The sequence below is a fragment of the Mesonia sp. K4-1 genome (genome assembly GCF_008017825.1).
In the GTDB taxonomy this organism is placed as follows: Bacteria; Bacteroidota; Bacteroidia; order Flavobacteriales; family Flavobacteriaceae; genus Mesonia.
In genome coordinates, this window is the sequence record NZ_VRLS01000028.1 from 13444 (window position 1) to 27681 (window position 14238).

Sequence of the window (14238 nt, forward strand, 5' to 3'; positions counted from 1 at the left end):
TTGAGGGTACATATAAATATGGTAAAATTTTTTATCGATAAAATATGCCCTTATTTTATATTTATATTTACATATAACTTGAAACAATTTTTATGAAAAAAATAACATTTTTATTAGGACTTTTACTGAGTTTAGGAATTAATGCTCAAAATTTAACCTTCGATAATTTAACTAGTAATCAAGGTGAAGATAAAGCCATAAACTTTAATATCTCTAGTAGCTCTATTAATGAGCATAATTATCGTATAATTTCAAAACTACCGCCAATAAGTGGTGGTACAAATCAAAGACGAGAACCAAATTTATTAAAATTTCAAACTCGAAGAGGGGATTCTGGACTATGGGGAGATGTTATGGTAATTAGAGGTAACTCTATAGGTATTGGTTCCTCAAATCCAGATGAAAAACTTACCGTAAAAGGTAAAATACATGCTGAAGAAGTAAAAGTAGATTTAAATGTACCAGCAGATTATGTATTTGAAAAGTATTTTACTGGTTATTCTAATCTAAAACCAGATTATAATTTTTTAACATTAGAAGAGATAGAAAGTTTTATTAGACAAAATAATCATTTACCAGACATCCCTTCTGCTAAAGTGATTAAAGAGGAAGGTTTGCATTTAAAAGAAATGACCAATCTTCTTTTACAAAAAGTAGAAGAACTTACTTTGTATACCATAGAACAAGAGAAAAGGCTCAATGAACAAGAAAAATTAATTGAAGAATTGAAAGTTTTAATTGAAAATAAGTAGTTATGTGTAAATTAAAACTTTATTATTTAATAATTCTGTTTATAGGATTTAACACGGTTTACTCTCAAGTAAACAATCATTGGCAATTAGGGTCTTCGGATATAGATTTTTCAAATGACCCTGCCACGATAAATAATATACCTGGAGCTTCTGGTCAATATGGTTTGGCGTCAATAAGTGACACTAATGGAGGGTTGTTGTTTTATACTGACGGAAATAAAGTATGGAATAAAAATCACAATACTATCGGTGAACTATCAAATTTCACAACTTCATCCTCGAGACAAAAGGTTATAATTGTTCCACATCCAAGTAATGGTAATATATATTATATTTTCTGTTCTTATTGGGATGTTAATAGTGATGCTGGTAATAATAATGTTTGGGCAAGTTATTATTACGGTATAGTAGATTTTTCTAATAACAGCTTAGGAGAGTTGACTGATTTAATAAGTGATAATGATACTTCTCCTGTTGGTGCGGCTCACTGGCTCTACACTGATCCTTTAATTCTTGATCAGAATTATGTAAATGTATATAGAAAACCAGAATTAACAATGTTATATGATGAACAAAGCAATTCTTATTGGGTCATTGCAAGGTCTAAAAATAATATGCTTAGCTTTAAAATAGATAGTCAAGGATTAAACAATAATCCGGTGATATCAACAATTCAAGGGTTAGGTGATAATGCTACTTTATCTCCAACAGATAATATGTTTAGGTTTTCTCCAGATAATTCTAAGTTGGCAGGTTTGTTCTATAAGGAAGGTAATACACCAAATTATTATGGGAATGTATTTTATTTAATGGATTTCGATATAAATACAGGTCAGTTTTCTAATTACCAAGATATTGATGTTCAGTCATCTAGTGTAACAATTTTCAAAGATTTTGAATTTTCAGAAAATTCTGAAAATATATATTTTACTAGGTTTAAAAATCATATATATGAACCAGATCCTGCAATTTATCAGGGTGAAATTTGGGTAAAAAATTTAGTTAACCTATCTTTACCTTTAAGAAAGCTAAAATATTATGGGTCACAAAATTTTCCTTCAGGGTTTTCTTCTTTACAAAGAGACCGTTTCGGCAACATTTTAGTTAGTTCATCTTCGATTGGTAGAATACGTGACCAAAACTCTTACTCTAACTCATCTGTAGAAGCTAATTATATAAATACTTCTTCGGGTTTTTTTCCGCAATTAATATATCCTTTAATTGAATGCGAAAATAATAAAACTATTGTAACTGAAGTTTTATCAGGTCAAACTGATAATGAGTCTGTAAGTAATATATTAATAGCAAAAAACATAGTAAATACAACTGCTTCAGTTGCTTACGACGCAGGGGAAAGTGTAATCTTAACACCTGGATTTCACGCAAAAAATGGTTCAAATTTTCATGCATTTATAGAAGGTTGTAATGTTACAGTAAGCAGAACTGCGAATTCTGAAAATTATTCGTTTTCAGATCAAATTTTAAACAATTTTACTGGGGAGGTGAAAATTTACCCTAACCCAGCTAACAATTCTTTTACTATTGAAACTAATAAGAATTTGAAAGGATGGTCTTTATATGATAGTAGGGGAATACAACAAAAAAGAAGTCCCTCCTTAAAGTCTAAGAATTTAGGTTTAGTTGATATTTCTAATTTAGAAAAAGGAGTTTACTTTATTCGTATAAACTGTGAAGATGGTATTACAATCTCAAAGCAAATTATTAAATTATAAGTAAAAGTTTTTTTAAGTAAAGAAACCAGTGAAAATTATTTCACTGGTTTTTTGTTTATATTTGTTGTTATCTTGAAACCCATAGCTCAAATAAAAGAACCTATAACCCATGAGATGGAACTTTTTGAAAAAAAGTTTCAGCTTTTTATGTCTTCTCGGGTAGCGCTGCTTAATCGCATTACGCATTATGTAGTAAATAGAAAGGGGAAACAAATGCGACCTATGTTTGTTTTTTTAGTTGCCAAAATGGTTTCTAAAGGAGAGGTAAATGATCGAACCTATCGTGGAGCATCTGTGATAGAGTTAATTCATACCGCCACCTTAGTACATGATGATGTGGTTGATGATAGTAACCGTCGCCGCGGATTTTTCTCTATTAATGCGCTTTGGAAAAATAAAATTGCAGTATTAGTTGGGGATTTCTTACTTTCTAAAGGCTTATTACTTTCTATAGATAATAACGATTTTGATTTATTAAAAATCATTTCGGTGGCCGTTCGCGAAATGAGCGAAGGCGAGTTGCTTCAAATTGAAAAAGCCAGAAAATTAGATATCACCGAGGATGTTTATTACGAGATCATAAGGCAAAAAACAGCAACACTTATTGCTGCATGTTGTAGTTTGGGCGCAGCTTCCGTAAAGCCAGATTCAGAACACGTAGAACGTATGCGGGAGTTTGGTGAGTTAATTGGGATGGCTTTTCAAATAAAAGATGACCTTTTTGATTATGGGGATGAAAAAATAGGAAAACCTACGGGGATTGATATCAAGGAGCAAAAAATGACACTTCCGCTTATTTATACTTTAAATAACTGTTCCGAAAAGAAAAGAAGGTGGCTTATTAATTCTATTAAAAACCATAATAAAGATAAAAAGCGCGTAAAAGAGGTAATACAGTTTGTTAAAGATTCAGGCGGATTGGATTATGCGGTAAAGCAAATGAAAATATACCAAGAAAGGGCTTTCTCGATGTTAGAAAACTATCCGGCTTCTCCTTATAAATCTTCTTTAGAAATTATGATGAACTACGTAATTGATAGAAAAAAATAATTATTTTTTTCTTTAGGCAACCATTTCTAAAAACCTCTCGTCTATATTTATAGAACATCTAACCAACAGAGGTGAAAATTATACCACTACATAAAAACGAAAAGAAACTTATACAAAAGGCGGTGAAAAAGAACCGTATGGCGCAGCAAACGCTTTACGAAATTCATGCTCCAAAAATGTTAAGTGTCTGTAGAATGTATATTAAAGACGTACATTTTGCCGAAGATGTAATGCTTAGAGGTTTCTTTAAAGTTTTTAATCACCTTGACGGATTTCAGCATAAAGGAAGTTTTGAAGGTTGGGTAAGAAGAATCATGGTACGAGAGTCGATCGACTTTTTGAGAAGTAAGAAGGAGATTCATTTTTCAGATCGTATCGAGAATTATGATAGAGAGGAAGATGCGCAAGATTATGCTTCCGCGGAAGCGATGCAGCACTTACAAGAAGTTATAGATAAATTGCCTGAAGGTTATAAAGTGGTATTTGTAATGTACGCCGTAGAAGGCTACAAGCATCAGGAAATAGCAGACTTGCTTAGCATATCTGAAGGCACATCAAAATCGCAATTATTTAAAGCAAGAAAATTATTGCAAGAAAAACTAGCAGTACAAAAAGAGGAGAGTCATGGGTGAGTTAGACAAACAAATAAAAGAGAACTTGGAGGCTAGAAAAATTAGTCCGAGTGCAGGGAGTTGGGATAAGCTTTCATCTCAGTTAGAAAATCAAGATAAGAAGAAAGTGAATTACAAATGGTTTATAGGCATTGCTGCAAGCTTTGTGGCAGGGATTTTAATCGCTTCTTTATTTGGAAATGGTGGGGAAACTGAAATAAAAGTAGTCAACACTCCGCAAAGTGATGCTTCAAATTTTAAAACCGTGAACCAAGAAAATATTTTCTCTAAAGAGGTAGAGGGAGAATTGGTGTACGACTCTAAACAATTAAAAGAGATAGTAGGAGAACTTCCCGAAAGTAAACCAAAGGTTAGTGAAGTTGTTTCCACAGAAAAAAGTAACATAAAAGTAAGAAATATCCCAAGTAAATCAAGTAATGCGCAGCATAAAAAAACACTTTCTCCTCAAAACGAGAATGTTGAAAATAAAGCTTTGTTAGCTATAAGAGATTCAGGGAAAGTAGAAAATGCTACAGAGGTTCTTGATGTTTCGCCAAAAGAACTTGCCCAAGTAAGTGAACAAGAGGTAGATGCGCTTCTAGAAAAAGCTCGGAGAAACGTAAGATTAAGACAATTTAATAATCCTTATGCCAGAGTTTCCTCCAAAGAATTATTAGAAAGTATAGAAGTAGAAAATAAAGATTCTTTTAAAGAAAAAATATTTTTAGCCTTAGAAAGTGGGTTTCAGCATGTAAAATCTTCAGTCATTAAATAACCAATAATAACTATTAAAAATCTGTGTAATTCTAGCTATTCCATTAGCGCGGCTAGAAAAGTACAATCTAAAAACAACGTATTATGAAAACAATCATCATTAGTTTAAGCATTTTATTAAGCACTTTGGTAGCTCAAAATATGCAAGCACAAATCAATATTCAGGTCAATTCTGATATTGATTTAAAAATAGAAAATCTTGAAAAGCAAAAAAATCAAGTTCAAAAGAGCGAAAAAGAAAAACTCAAAAAAGAAGTCGAGGCGATTAATCAGCGTTTAAATGAAAACGAGATTGGAGAACAAGAAGCTGAAGCCTTAAAAAAAGCTGCCGCGGAAAAAAGAGCGTTGAATATAGAAAATCAACTAGATATTATTGATGCTAACATCGCTTTGCTTAAACGAAATTCTACCACCGAAGATGGAGAAGAAGTGGTAGATTCTTATTATAGACGCTTAGATTATTTAAAATATGATGAAAAGGATGAAGAGCAAGAAGATTATGATTCTATTCCTAAAAGAACAACCTCTGGTTTTACCATGGCATTCGGTCTAAACAATGCTTTGATAGACGGTCAATCTTTAGACGATTCTCCATATAAAATAGGAGGAAGCCGTTTTTTTGAATTAGGATATGAATTTGAAACTGTATTGGTAAAATCTGGTTTTGCAAGATTAAGATATGGGCTGTCTTTTCAGTTTAACGGCCTTAAAGCAGATGATAATATGTACTTCGTAGAAGATGGTGATCAAACTTATTTAGAGGAATTTCAGTTTGATGTAGATAAAGCAAAATTAAGAATGGATAATTTGGTATTTCCGCTGCATTTTGAATTCGGACCAAGAAGCTTAAGTTATGGAGAAAACGCAACGTATTATAATACCAGTAATTTCAAAATAGGTTTAGGAGGATATGCAGGAGTTAACTTAAATACGATACAAAAATTAAAGTATGAAGAAGATGGGGATAATCGTAAAACAAAACTTTCTCAAAGCTATAACACCAGTAACTTTATTTATGGGGTAAGCGCTTATATAGGTTATGACTCGTGGGCTTTATATGCTAAATATGATCTTAATACTGTCTTTAAAGACAATCCTTTAGAGCAGAACAATATTTCTGTAGGAATACGATTTAGTAATTAAGTGTTAATTTAAATTTTATTCTATAAAAAGGATGCTCAATTTACAGCATCCTTTTTTTGTATTTAGTATTTTTGCAAGCCTAAAATAATTTCAAGATTTCATTTTTATGATTCAAAAATCAACCATAGACCAAGTATTTGATGCTGCTCGTGTAGAGGAGGTAATTGGTGATTTTGTTCAGTTAAAAAAATCTGGGAGTAATTATAAAGGTTTGAGTCCGTTTAGCGACGAAAGGACGCCAAGTTTTATGGTTTCTCCCGTTAAACAAATCTGGAAAGATTTTAGTAGTGGAAAAGGAGGAAACGTCGTTGCTTTCTTAATGGAACACGAACATTTTAGTTATCCTGAAGCGATAAAATACCTCGCTCGAAAATACGGTATCGAAATCGAAGAAACCGAACAAACCGATGAGCAAAAACAGCAGGCAGACGAACGCGAAAGCATGTATTTGGTTAGTGAATTTGCCAAGGATTACTTTAAGCGTCAATTATTAAAAACCGAAACAGGTAAAGCCATTGGTTTGAGTTATTTTAAGGAACGTGGCTTTACAAAAGAAACTATTGAGAAGTTTGGTTTAGGGTACTCTCCAGATGTTTGGGATGCTTTTACGAGCGAAGCGATTAAGCAAGGGTATAAATTAGAATTTTTAGAAAAAACGGGGTTAAGTATTGTAAAGGAAGAAAAGCAATTTGACCGTTTTAAAGGCAGAGTGATGTTTCCTATACATTCGATGTCTGGTAGAACATTAGGTTTTGGAGGTAGAATCTTAACCAACGAAAAGAAAGCGGCCAAATATCTTAACTCACCAGAAAGCGATATTTACCATAAAAGTAAAGTCCTTTACGGAATTTATTATGCAAAACAGAGTATCGCCAAAGAAGACAATTGTTATTTGGTAGAGGGCTACACCGATGTGATTCAAATGCATCAAGCGGGGATTGAAAATGTAGTTTCTTCTTCGGGTACTGCACTTACCAGCGAGCAAATTAGATTAATTAATAGACTAACTCAAAATATTACGGTTTTGTTTGATGGCGATGCGGCCGGAATAAGAGCTTCCATTCGTGGGATAGATCTTATTTTGGAGCAAGGCATGAATGTAAAAGTTTGCGGTTTCCCAGAAGGTGAAGACCCCGACTCTTTTGCAAAAAACAATACAGAGAATGATATTAAAGAATACTTAGAGCATAACTCCAAAGATTTTATAAGCTATAAAGCTTCTTTGCTAGTAAATGAAGCTAAGGGAGATCCTATAAAAAAGGCGCAAGTTATTCGGGATATGGTCAATAGTATTGCTAAAATTCCAGATCGCATTCAGCAGGAAATTTACTTGAAAGAATGTGCTCGCATTATGGAAATTTCAGAGAATGTGTTATACAGTACACTTGCTCAAATTTCCGCGAAAGCGAATAATGATGCATCTAAAAAAACAGCCTCGGCACCCAAAGAAATGTCGGTGGTCAAAGAGACTCCTGTAGAGCGTGTAAAAGTAAATCAGCAACATCAATTAGAGCGCAACATTATAAGTTTGTTGTTGAGGTATGGAAGTGTAGAGGACGATTTTGAAGATTTTGTTTTGCGAGAAGATGAGGAGGGAAATGTGCATTTAGAAGGAGAGACGCAACAATTAAAAGTTTATGAAAAAGTTTTTTTAGATCTTCAGGAAGATGAAATTGAATTTACCCACGAAGGTTTTAAAGAGTTATACAAAGCAATCATAGAAGAATTTAAAGCTAAAGGCGGAATAAAAACTGAAACATTTGTTAATAATTTGGTGCCTGAGCAAGCTTCGGAAATTACTACTATTTTGATGCAACAAGAAAAAGATGTTTTGCATCGTTGGGATGATCAAGAAATTTTTGTAAAAGATAAGAGCGAATTAGAACCAAGGGAGGTAAATGAAACCATCCTAAACCTTCGACGTTTTTTAATTAAACAGAAGGTAAATGAGCTAATGGAAAGCATTAAAGAAAACCGCGACAATCATCATGCCGAGGTTATTGAAGAAACGATGGAGTATAAAAGCTTAGAGGTCCTTATTGCGCAAAAACTTAACCGTGTAATTTAGTCCTTCTTTAAATGTAAAGGGATTTCACAAACTGGTATGGGGTTCATTTTATGTTGATTGGCATTGTTTAATCTTTTGTAAATTGAAAAAACCTCACGTTTTCTACCTTCAAAATTATCAACCCTTTTACCTAAATCATCCTCGTGCATCGCCCATTCTAGTTCATCGTAAGATGCTCCAATTTGATCTTCGTCACTGCGACTGTCACCAAAAAGACCATCGGTGGGAGCAGCTTCAACAATTTCTTGGTTGACCCCTAAATATTCGGCAATCTCGTAAACCTCACTTTTTAGTAAATCTGCAATAGGACTTAAGTCTACACCGCCATCTCCATATTTAGTATAAAAACCGACTCCAAAGTCTTCAATTTTATTGCCAGTTCCTGCGACTAAATATCCGTGTAAACCAGCAAAATAATATAAGCTAGTCATTCTTAAACGAGCTCTTGTATTGGCTAAAGTTAGGCTAAGTTGATCGTTTTCTTCCGCTAAGGGAAAAGCAGATTTCATAGTTTCAAAAGTAGGAGTAAGGTCAACTTCTATATTAGTTACATTTCTAAATTGCTTTTTTAAGCTTTCAATATGTTGTTGGCCACGGGTAACTTGGCTTGCAGCTTGGTGTATAGGCATTTCTACACACAGTGTACGTAAACCGGTTTTGGCGCAAAGCGCTGAGGTTACAGCAGAATCGATACCGCCACTTATTCCAACCACAAAACCATTTGTTTTGCTGTTTGTAGCATATTCTTTTAACCAGTTTGTTATATGATTTACTACTTTTTCTGTTTGCATAGCCTTCCTTTTTTTAGTTATTTTCAACTACCTTTGTCACGAAAATAATACGAAATTAGATGTAAAAAAAGTCTATTGCGTTAAAGACTACCTAAACTATTTTTTATGATGAAATATCTTGTGGGCCTTATCTTACTTTTGGGATTGTTTTCTTGCGAAGAAGAAAATAAATTAGAAGAGGAAATAGCACAAATTCCTATTGATTTTCAAGTAGATCGTTTTGATGTGGAGTTTGCAAACGCTTCCGCGGAAGAATTACCGAGATTAAAAAAAGAGTATCCTTTTTTATTTCCGCCGAGATATGCTGATAGTTTATGGATTCAGCAAATGAATGACACCATTCAATTAGAATTAGAGAGAGAAACTCAAAAAGCATTTCCCGATTTTAAGAAGGAGAAAGAAAACATCACTTCTTTATTTCAACATTTTAAATATTACTTTCCGCAATTTAAAGCGCCCCGTGTAGTCACTATGATATCTGAAGTTGATTATCGTAATAAAGTTGTGGCTACAGATAGTTTACTGCTTATTTCGTTAGACACTTATTTAGGGGAAGACCATCAGTTTTATGATGGGATGCAGGTTTACTTAAGAAAGAATTTTAGAAAAGGACAACTCGTAAATGATATCGCTTTTGAATATGCAAATCAATTAATAGAAAGTCCTAAAGGAAGATCGTTCTTAGATCAAATGATTTATTATGGTAAGATTTTATATTTAAAAGATAAAGTTCTACCCAAGATGAGTGATGCCGATAAAATGGGATATACCGATAAAGAATTAAAATGGGCTCAGGCGAATGAAGATCAAATTTGGCGATACTTTATTGATAGAGAACTCATTTATGAAACCGATAGTGAGCTTAGAGCTAGATTTATCAATTTGGCGCCTTTTAGTAAATTTAGGTTAGAATTAGATAATGAAAGTCCGCCACAAATCGGGCAATATATAGGTTGGCAAATTGTGAGGCAGTTTGCTCAAAAAAATGAATCAATTACATTAAAACAGTTACTTACTTTAGATGCCGAGCGTATTTTTAAAGAAGCTAACTTTAAACCCAGAAAACCAGAATGAGTACAAAAAAATCTGAAATAAAAATTCAAGTAGAGGTAGATGAAAATAACATTCCACAAAATTTAAATTGGAGTGCCCAAGATGGCGGAGTTGATCAAGAGGAAGCGAAAGCGATGCTTTTATCACTTTGGGATAATAAAAATCAAGAAACCTTACGTATAGATTTATGGACTAAAGATATGCCAGTAGATGAGATGAAAGTGTTTTTTCATCAAACTTTAGTGGCGATGAGTGATACTTTCTATCGTGCTACAGAAGATGAAAAGATGATGGAAACCATGAAAGATTTTTGCGATTATTTTGCTGATAAGTTAGAATTGAAAAAAGAATAATGCTTTCTAAAAAATTTTTTAGGAAAAAACAAAATGATGTGAAATGAAAGTTATCTGTACTCTTATATTCTTAAGCACTTTTTTTGTGCAAGCGCAGTATAATGATAGCTCAAAACAATATCCTAGACGAGCCCGGAGTCAGGAATGGTTGAAGGAATACCAAAAAATTCAGTCAAAAAAGAAGCAAATAATTGCAATTAAACATAAGATATACTCTGATACTGTTTATAGAAATCTCAACAAAACAATAATCTTGGATAACAATTTTCGTGATCCAGAAAAACATATTTGCAATACAGTATTTGTGTTAAGTTTTAAAAAGCATCATTATTTACTTAATTCATTAAAAAGAGATGAATTATTTGATGTGTTAAGTTTATTTAATGAGCGAAATATAAAAAAAATTGAATTATTAGATACTGAAATAGCTATGGCTTAATGGGGTAGTCAGGGATTGTGTGGAGTAATAGAATTAACTTGTCGAAGAAAAATCTATCGAAAAATAAAAAGTATTTTGTGATACCTTATATAGAAAAAAAAGAAATCACTCAACTAATATTTGTGTATAATGTAAATTCAGGTAAGGTAAATACTTACCTGGATGCATTCCATAAGATTTTTAAACCAGCTAGTTATTCTTGTAATCTGTGTGCAATTACTTATGGCATTTTCACGGAAAATAAAACTTGGAAAAACTTTAGAAAACGATAGAGGTTCCTATGGAATTCTTACATATAGATGAGTTTAAAAAACAATATGCATCTAAATTTTCTCAGAAATTTGACTTTCCAATTATATTAGGAGTAACAGCTAAGGGTTGGGAAGTAGTAGTTGATGCATCTACTTTAAATGAATTAAATTCCGCGGAAGCTTTAATTGAATTATTAGATAAAGAAATTTAATTATAGAGATTTGTTAATTTCATCTATATAGTTTAAAACCTCTTCCCCACCTAAATTTTTAGAAGAAGATGTAATAAAGTAAGGAGGTAGGCTTTCCCAAGTTTCTAACAATACCGCATTGTAGTCATTCACCTGCTTTTCTAATGCTTTAGGTTTAACCTTATCTGCTTTGGTAAAGATGATAGAAAATGGTATTTGATTTTCCCCTAGCCATTGCATAAATTCTAAATCGATTTTTTGAGGTTCATGTCGAGAATCAACCAATACAAAGGCACAAACTAAAGGCTCTCGCTGCTGAAAATAATCGGTAATAAATTTCTGAAAAGTCTTCTTTGCTTTTTTGCTTACTCGGGCATAACCATAACCCGGTAAATCTACTAAATGCCACTCATGATTAATTAGAAAGTGGTTGATAAGCTGCGTTTTTCCTGGTCTACCTGAAGTTTTTGCTAAACTTTTTCTTCCGGTAAGCATATTGATAAGAGAAGACTTACCAACATTACTTCTTCCAATAAAAGCATATTCTGGTAATTTGCTGGTAGGACATTTCTCTACTTGGCTATTACTCATTACAAAAGAGGCTGACTTAATTTCCATACTTAAAACTTTCTTTCAGTCAACCATTTATCGAGTAATTTATTGAATTCATTTGGGTGCTCCATCATGGCAGCGTGCCCGCATTCATCAATCCAATATAAAGTTGAATCGGGTAATAGTTTGTCAAAATCTACAGCAACTTCTGGCGGAGTAACATTATCTTGTTTTCCCCAAATGATACACGTAGGAGTATTCATTTTTGGTAAGTCTTTAGCCATATTGTGACGAATAGCCGATTTGGCAATAGAAAGTGTTCTAATCAACTTGTTTCTATCGTTTACCGTGGCATATACATCGTCAACAATTTCTTTTGTGGCTACTTTAGGATTATAAAAAACGTTTTCAGCTTTTTTCTTTATGAATTCATAGTCACCACGTTTTGGGTAACTTTCTCCCATAGCACTTTCGTAAAGCCCAGAACTTCCAGTGATCACCAAAGCTTTAATTTTTTCAGGATACCTTTTGGTAGCTAGTAAGGCTATATGGCCTCCTAGAGAATTTCCTAATAAAATTACTTCTTCGTAATTTTTATGATCTATAAATTCTTTAATGTATTTGGCAAAATTACCAACATTAGTTTTTAATAAAGACATGGTATATAAAGGAAGTTGTGGGATCACCACTTTGTATCCTTTTTTAGGGAAATAATTGGCAACGCCATCAAAATTACTTAACCCTCCCATAAGACCGTGTAGAATAATAATTGGAGTACCTTCTCCAATTTCTACATAGCTGAATTTTCCTTCAGATATAATTTCTTGTTTCATTCAGTTTTCTTCCGGTTAGCTAAAGCAAATATACTATAATTCTACAAGTATAAGTATTTTTAAGTAAACCTAAAGTGAAATAAGCTCGCTGTTTTATTCTTCATTCTCTTTCAGGAGGATAGCAATCCTCTTTATAAATCCCTCCCACATTTTAAACTTCTTTCAGCCTAGATTATTCCTTTAGTTCTCATAATTAATAGATTACTGAAGCTAAAACTTATTAACAATGTGGGGTAAAGTGGTAAAAAGTGGTAAAAAAATCAATATATTTGACATAGAATAAGAAAAAGTGATCAATCTAATAGGTACATACGAATGTAAAATTGATGCTAAAGGTAGGCTAATGCTGCCTTCAGCACTCAAAAAGCAACTGCTTCCAGTGTTGGAGGGAGGGTTTGTATTGAAGAGAGCTGTTTTTCAGCCTTGTTTAGAATTGTACCCTATGAAACAATGGGATGAGTTAATGGTTAAAGTGAATTCCTTAAATCGTTTCAATAAAAAAAATAATGATTTTATAAGAAGATTTACTGCAGGAGTGAAGATTATAGAAGTAGATGCCAATGGGAGATTATTAGTGCCTAAGGATTTATTGAATTTTGCAGGACTTCAAAAAGAGTTAGTCCTTTCTAGTGCAATAGATATTATGGAAATCTGGGATAAAAATAAATATGAAAATGCTATCGATGATGCTGCAGATGATTTTGGAGCTTTAGCGGAAGAAGTAATGGGAGGAAACAATGGAGAATTTGGAATATCATAATCCGGTATTATTACATGAAACGGTAGAAGGTTTAAATATTAAACCAGATGGCGTTTATGTAGATGTCACTTTTGGAGGAGGAGGTCATTCTCGAGAAATTTTAAAAAGACTTGGAGAAAACGGAAGGCTTTTAGCTTTCGATCAAGATCAAGATGCTCAAGAAAATGCAATTGATGATGAGCGTTTTACTTTAATTCCTGAGAATTTTAGATTTATTAAAAAGTTTTTACGTTTTGAAGGTTATAAGAAGGTAGATGGGATTTTGGGAGATTTTGGCGTATCGTCACATCAATTTGATGTAGCTGAAAGAGGTTTTTCTACTCGGTATGATGCCAAACTAGATATGAGAATGGATCAAGAAGGCTTGCTGAGTGCCTATGAGGTGATTAATGAGTATGAAGAAGAGGCGTTAAAAAAAGTTTTTTATGAGTATGGAGAATTAAAAAATGCTCCAAAATTAGCAAAGGTTATTGTAGAAGCTAGAGAAGAAGCTCCTATTAAAACAGGAGAGGAATTGAAAGAGTTGTTGCTTCCATTATTATTTAAAGGAAAAGAATTTAAAATACTTGCTCAAATCTATCAGGCGATACGAATCGAAGTGAATCAAGAAATTGAAGTGCTTAAAGAGTTTCTAAAGCAGACGGAGCAATTATTAGAAAAAGGAGGTAGGATTAGTTTGATTTCTTATCACTCTTTAGAAGATCGATTGGTGAAAAGGTATATAAGAAACGGATTGTTTCAAGGGGAAGCAGAAAAAGATTTCTACGGAAATATTTCGGTTCCTTTTAAAAAAGTAGGCGGACTTGTAAAGCCGTCTCCTGAAGAAATTAAGCAAAATAATAGAGCAAGAAGTGCTCGTTTAAGAGTTGGGGAAAAGTTATAAA

16 protein-coding genes are annotated in these 14238 nt (G+C 32.9%); 13 read left to right on the plus strand and 3 right to left on the minus strand.

What is annotated here, in order from left to right:
- Positions 1–92: 92 nt before the first annotated feature.
- The 7 genes from FT986_RS05125 (at position 93) to dnaG (ending at position 8131) form a co-directional block, all read left to right on the plus strand.
- Positions 93–752 carry a hypothetical protein gene (locus tag FT986_RS05125; protein WP_147864150.1) on the plus strand — a complete coding sequence of 220 codons (660 nt, stop codon included), beginning with the start codon at positions 93–95 and terminating at the stop codon, positions 750–752.
- Positions 753–754: 2 nt separating this feature from the next.
- Positions 755–2485 carry a T9SS type A sorting domain-containing protein gene (locus tag FT986_RS05130; RefSeq protein ID WP_147864151.1) on the plus strand — a complete coding sequence of 577 codons (1731 nt, stop codon included), beginning with the start codon at positions 755–757 and terminating at the stop codon, positions 2483–2485.
- A gap of 72 nt (positions 2486–2557) precedes the next feature.
- Entirely contained in the window at positions 2558–3535 is a 978-nt protein-coding gene (locus FT986_RS05135; RefSeq protein ID WP_147864152.1) for a polyprenyl synthetase family protein, read from the plus strand.
- Between the two features lie 71 nt (positions 3536–3606).
- Positions 3607–4167, plus strand: a complete 561-nt coding sequence (locus tag FT986_RS05140) for an RNA polymerase sigma factor (protein ID WP_147864153.1) — start codon at positions 3607–3609, stop codon at positions 4165–4167.
- Positions 4160–4921: a hypothetical protein gene (locus FT986_RS05145; RefSeq protein ID WP_147864154.1), complete on the plus strand. Its 762-nt coding sequence runs from the start codon at positions 4160–4162 to the stop codon at positions 4919–4921. Before FT986_RS05140 ends, FT986_RS05145 begins: the two co-directional genes overlap by 8 nt.
- 83 nt (positions 4922–5004) lie before the next feature.
- A complete protein-coding gene (locus tag FT986_RS05150) occupies positions 5005–6063 on the plus strand; it encodes a hypothetical protein (protein WP_147864155.1) in 1059 nt (352 codons plus the stop codon).
- Between the two features lie 106 nt (positions 6064–6169).
- The gene (gene dnaG, locus FT986_RS05155) at positions 6170–8131 is read left to right on the plus strand and encodes a DNA primase (RefSeq protein WP_147864156.1); all 1962 of its coding nucleotides are present in this window, start codon (positions 6170–6172) and stop codon (positions 8129–8131) included.
- Here the strand turns inward: dnaG and nadE are convergent.
- Positions 8128–8922 (minus strand): NAD(+) synthase, encoded by a 795-nt coding sequence (nadE, locus tag FT986_RS05160; protein WP_147864157.1) that lies wholly within the window; start codon positions 8920–8922, stop codon positions 8128–8130. The two genes, dnaG and nadE, sit on opposite strands and share 4 nt — an antisense overlap.
- Positions 8923–9027: 105 nt before the next feature.
- Between nadE and gldB the strand changes: the two genes are divergently transcribed.
- The 4 genes from gldB to FT986_RS16120 all read left to right on the plus strand — a co-directional run bounded on the left by gldB (position 9028) and on the right by FT986_RS16120 (position 11230).
- Positions 9028–9996 carry a gliding motility lipoprotein GldB gene (gldB, locus tag FT986_RS05165; protein ID WP_147864158.1) on the plus strand — a complete coding sequence of 323 codons (969 nt, stop codon included), beginning with the start codon at positions 9028–9030 and terminating at the stop codon, positions 9994–9996.
- Complete coding sequence (gene gldC / locus FT986_RS05170; RefSeq protein ID WP_111540426.1) at positions 9993–10328, plus strand: gliding motility protein GldC; 336 nt, start codon at positions 9993–9995, stop codon at positions 10326–10328. Before gldB ends, gldC begins: the two co-directional genes overlap by 4 nt.
- Before the next feature lie 43 nt (positions 10329–10371).
- A complete protein-coding gene (locus FT986_RS05175; RefSeq protein ID WP_147864159.1) occupies positions 10372–10767 on the plus strand; it encodes a hypothetical protein in 396 nt (131 codons plus the stop codon).
- 280 nt (positions 10768–11047) lie between these two features.
- Positions 11048–11230, plus strand: coding sequence for a hypothetical protein (locus tag FT986_RS16120; protein ID WP_255505906.1), 183 nt, complete (start codon positions 11048–11050; stop codon positions 11228–11230).
- Here FT986_RS16120 and yihA read toward each other — a convergent pair whose 3' ends face one another.
- On the minus strand, positions 11231–11827 hold the full coding sequence (gene yihA / locus FT986_RS05185; RefSeq protein ID WP_111540424.1) for a ribosome biogenesis GTP-binding protein YihA/YsxC: 597 nt from the start codon (positions 11825–11827) through the stop codon (positions 11231–11233).
- Between the two features lie 2 nt (positions 11828–11829).
- Positions 11830–12594, minus strand: a complete 765-nt coding sequence (locus FT986_RS05190) for an alpha/beta fold hydrolase (protein ID WP_147864160.1) — start codon at positions 12592–12594, stop codon at positions 11830–11832.
- 289 nt (positions 12595–12883) lie between these two features.
- On the opposite strand from FT986_RS05190, the gene mraZ reads away from it, so the two are divergent.
- Both mraZ and rsmH read left to right on the plus strand, forming a co-directional pair.
- Complete coding sequence (gene mraZ / locus FT986_RS05195) at positions 12884–13354, plus strand: division/cell wall cluster transcriptional repressor MraZ (protein WP_147864161.1); 471 nt, start codon at positions 12884–12886, stop codon at positions 13352–13354.
- A complete protein-coding gene (gene rsmH, locus FT986_RS05200; protein WP_147864179.1) occupies positions 13341–14237 on the plus strand; it encodes a 16S rRNA (cytosine(1402)-N(4))-methyltransferase RsmH in 897 nt (298 codons plus the stop codon). The genes mraZ and rsmH overlap by 14 nt, the downstream gene beginning before the upstream one ends.
- Position 14238: the final 1 nt, after the last annotated feature.

Excerpts from the sequence above, each read along its gene's own strand:
- gldB (WP_147864158.1), top strand. The coding sequence starts at position 9,028 with ATGATGAAATATCTTGTGGGCCTTATCTTACTTTTGGGATTGTTTTCT.
- FT986_RS05175 (WP_147864159.1), top strand. The coding sequence starts at position 10,372 with ATGAAAGTTATCTGTACTCTTATATTCTTAAGCACTTTTTTTGTGCAA.
- nadE (WP_147864157.1), bottom strand. The coding sequence starts at position 8,922 with ATGCAAACAGAAAAAGTAGTAAATCATATAACAAACTGGTTAAAAGAA.
- FT986_RS05150 (WP_147864155.1), top strand. The coding sequence starts at position 5,005 with ATGAAAACAATCATCATTAGTTTAAGCATTTTATTAAGCACTTTGGTA.
- FT986_RS16120 (WP_255505906.1), top strand. The coding sequence starts at position 11,048 with ATGGAATTCTTACATATAGATGAGTTTAAAAAACAATATGCATCTAAA.
- gldC (WP_111540426.1), top strand. The coding sequence starts at position 9,993 with ATGAGTACAAAAAAATCTGAAATAAAAATTCAAGTAGAGGTAGATGAA.
- FT986_RS05125 (WP_147864150.1), top strand. The coding sequence starts at position 93 with ATGAAAAAAATAACATTTTTATTAGGACTTTTACTGAGTTTAGGAATT.
- FT986_RS05145 (WP_147864154.1), top strand. The coding sequence starts at position 4,160 with ATGGGTGAGTTAGACAAACAAATAAAAGAGAACTTGGAGGCTAGAAAA.
- dnaG (WP_147864156.1), top strand. The coding sequence starts at position 6,170 with ATGATTCAAAAATCAACCATAGACCAAGTATTTGATGCTGCTCGTGTA.
- FT986_RS05190 (WP_147864160.1), bottom strand. The coding sequence starts at position 12,594 with ATGAAACAAGAAATTATATCTGAAGGAAAATTCAGCTATGTAGAAATT.
- FT986_RS05130 (WP_147864151.1), top strand. The coding sequence starts at position 755 with ATGTGTAAATTAAAACTTTATTATTTAATAATTCTGTTTATAGGATTT.
- yihA (WP_111540424.1), bottom strand. The coding sequence starts at position 11,827 with ATGGAAATTAAGTCAGCCTCTTTTGTAATGAGTAATAGCCAAGTAGAG.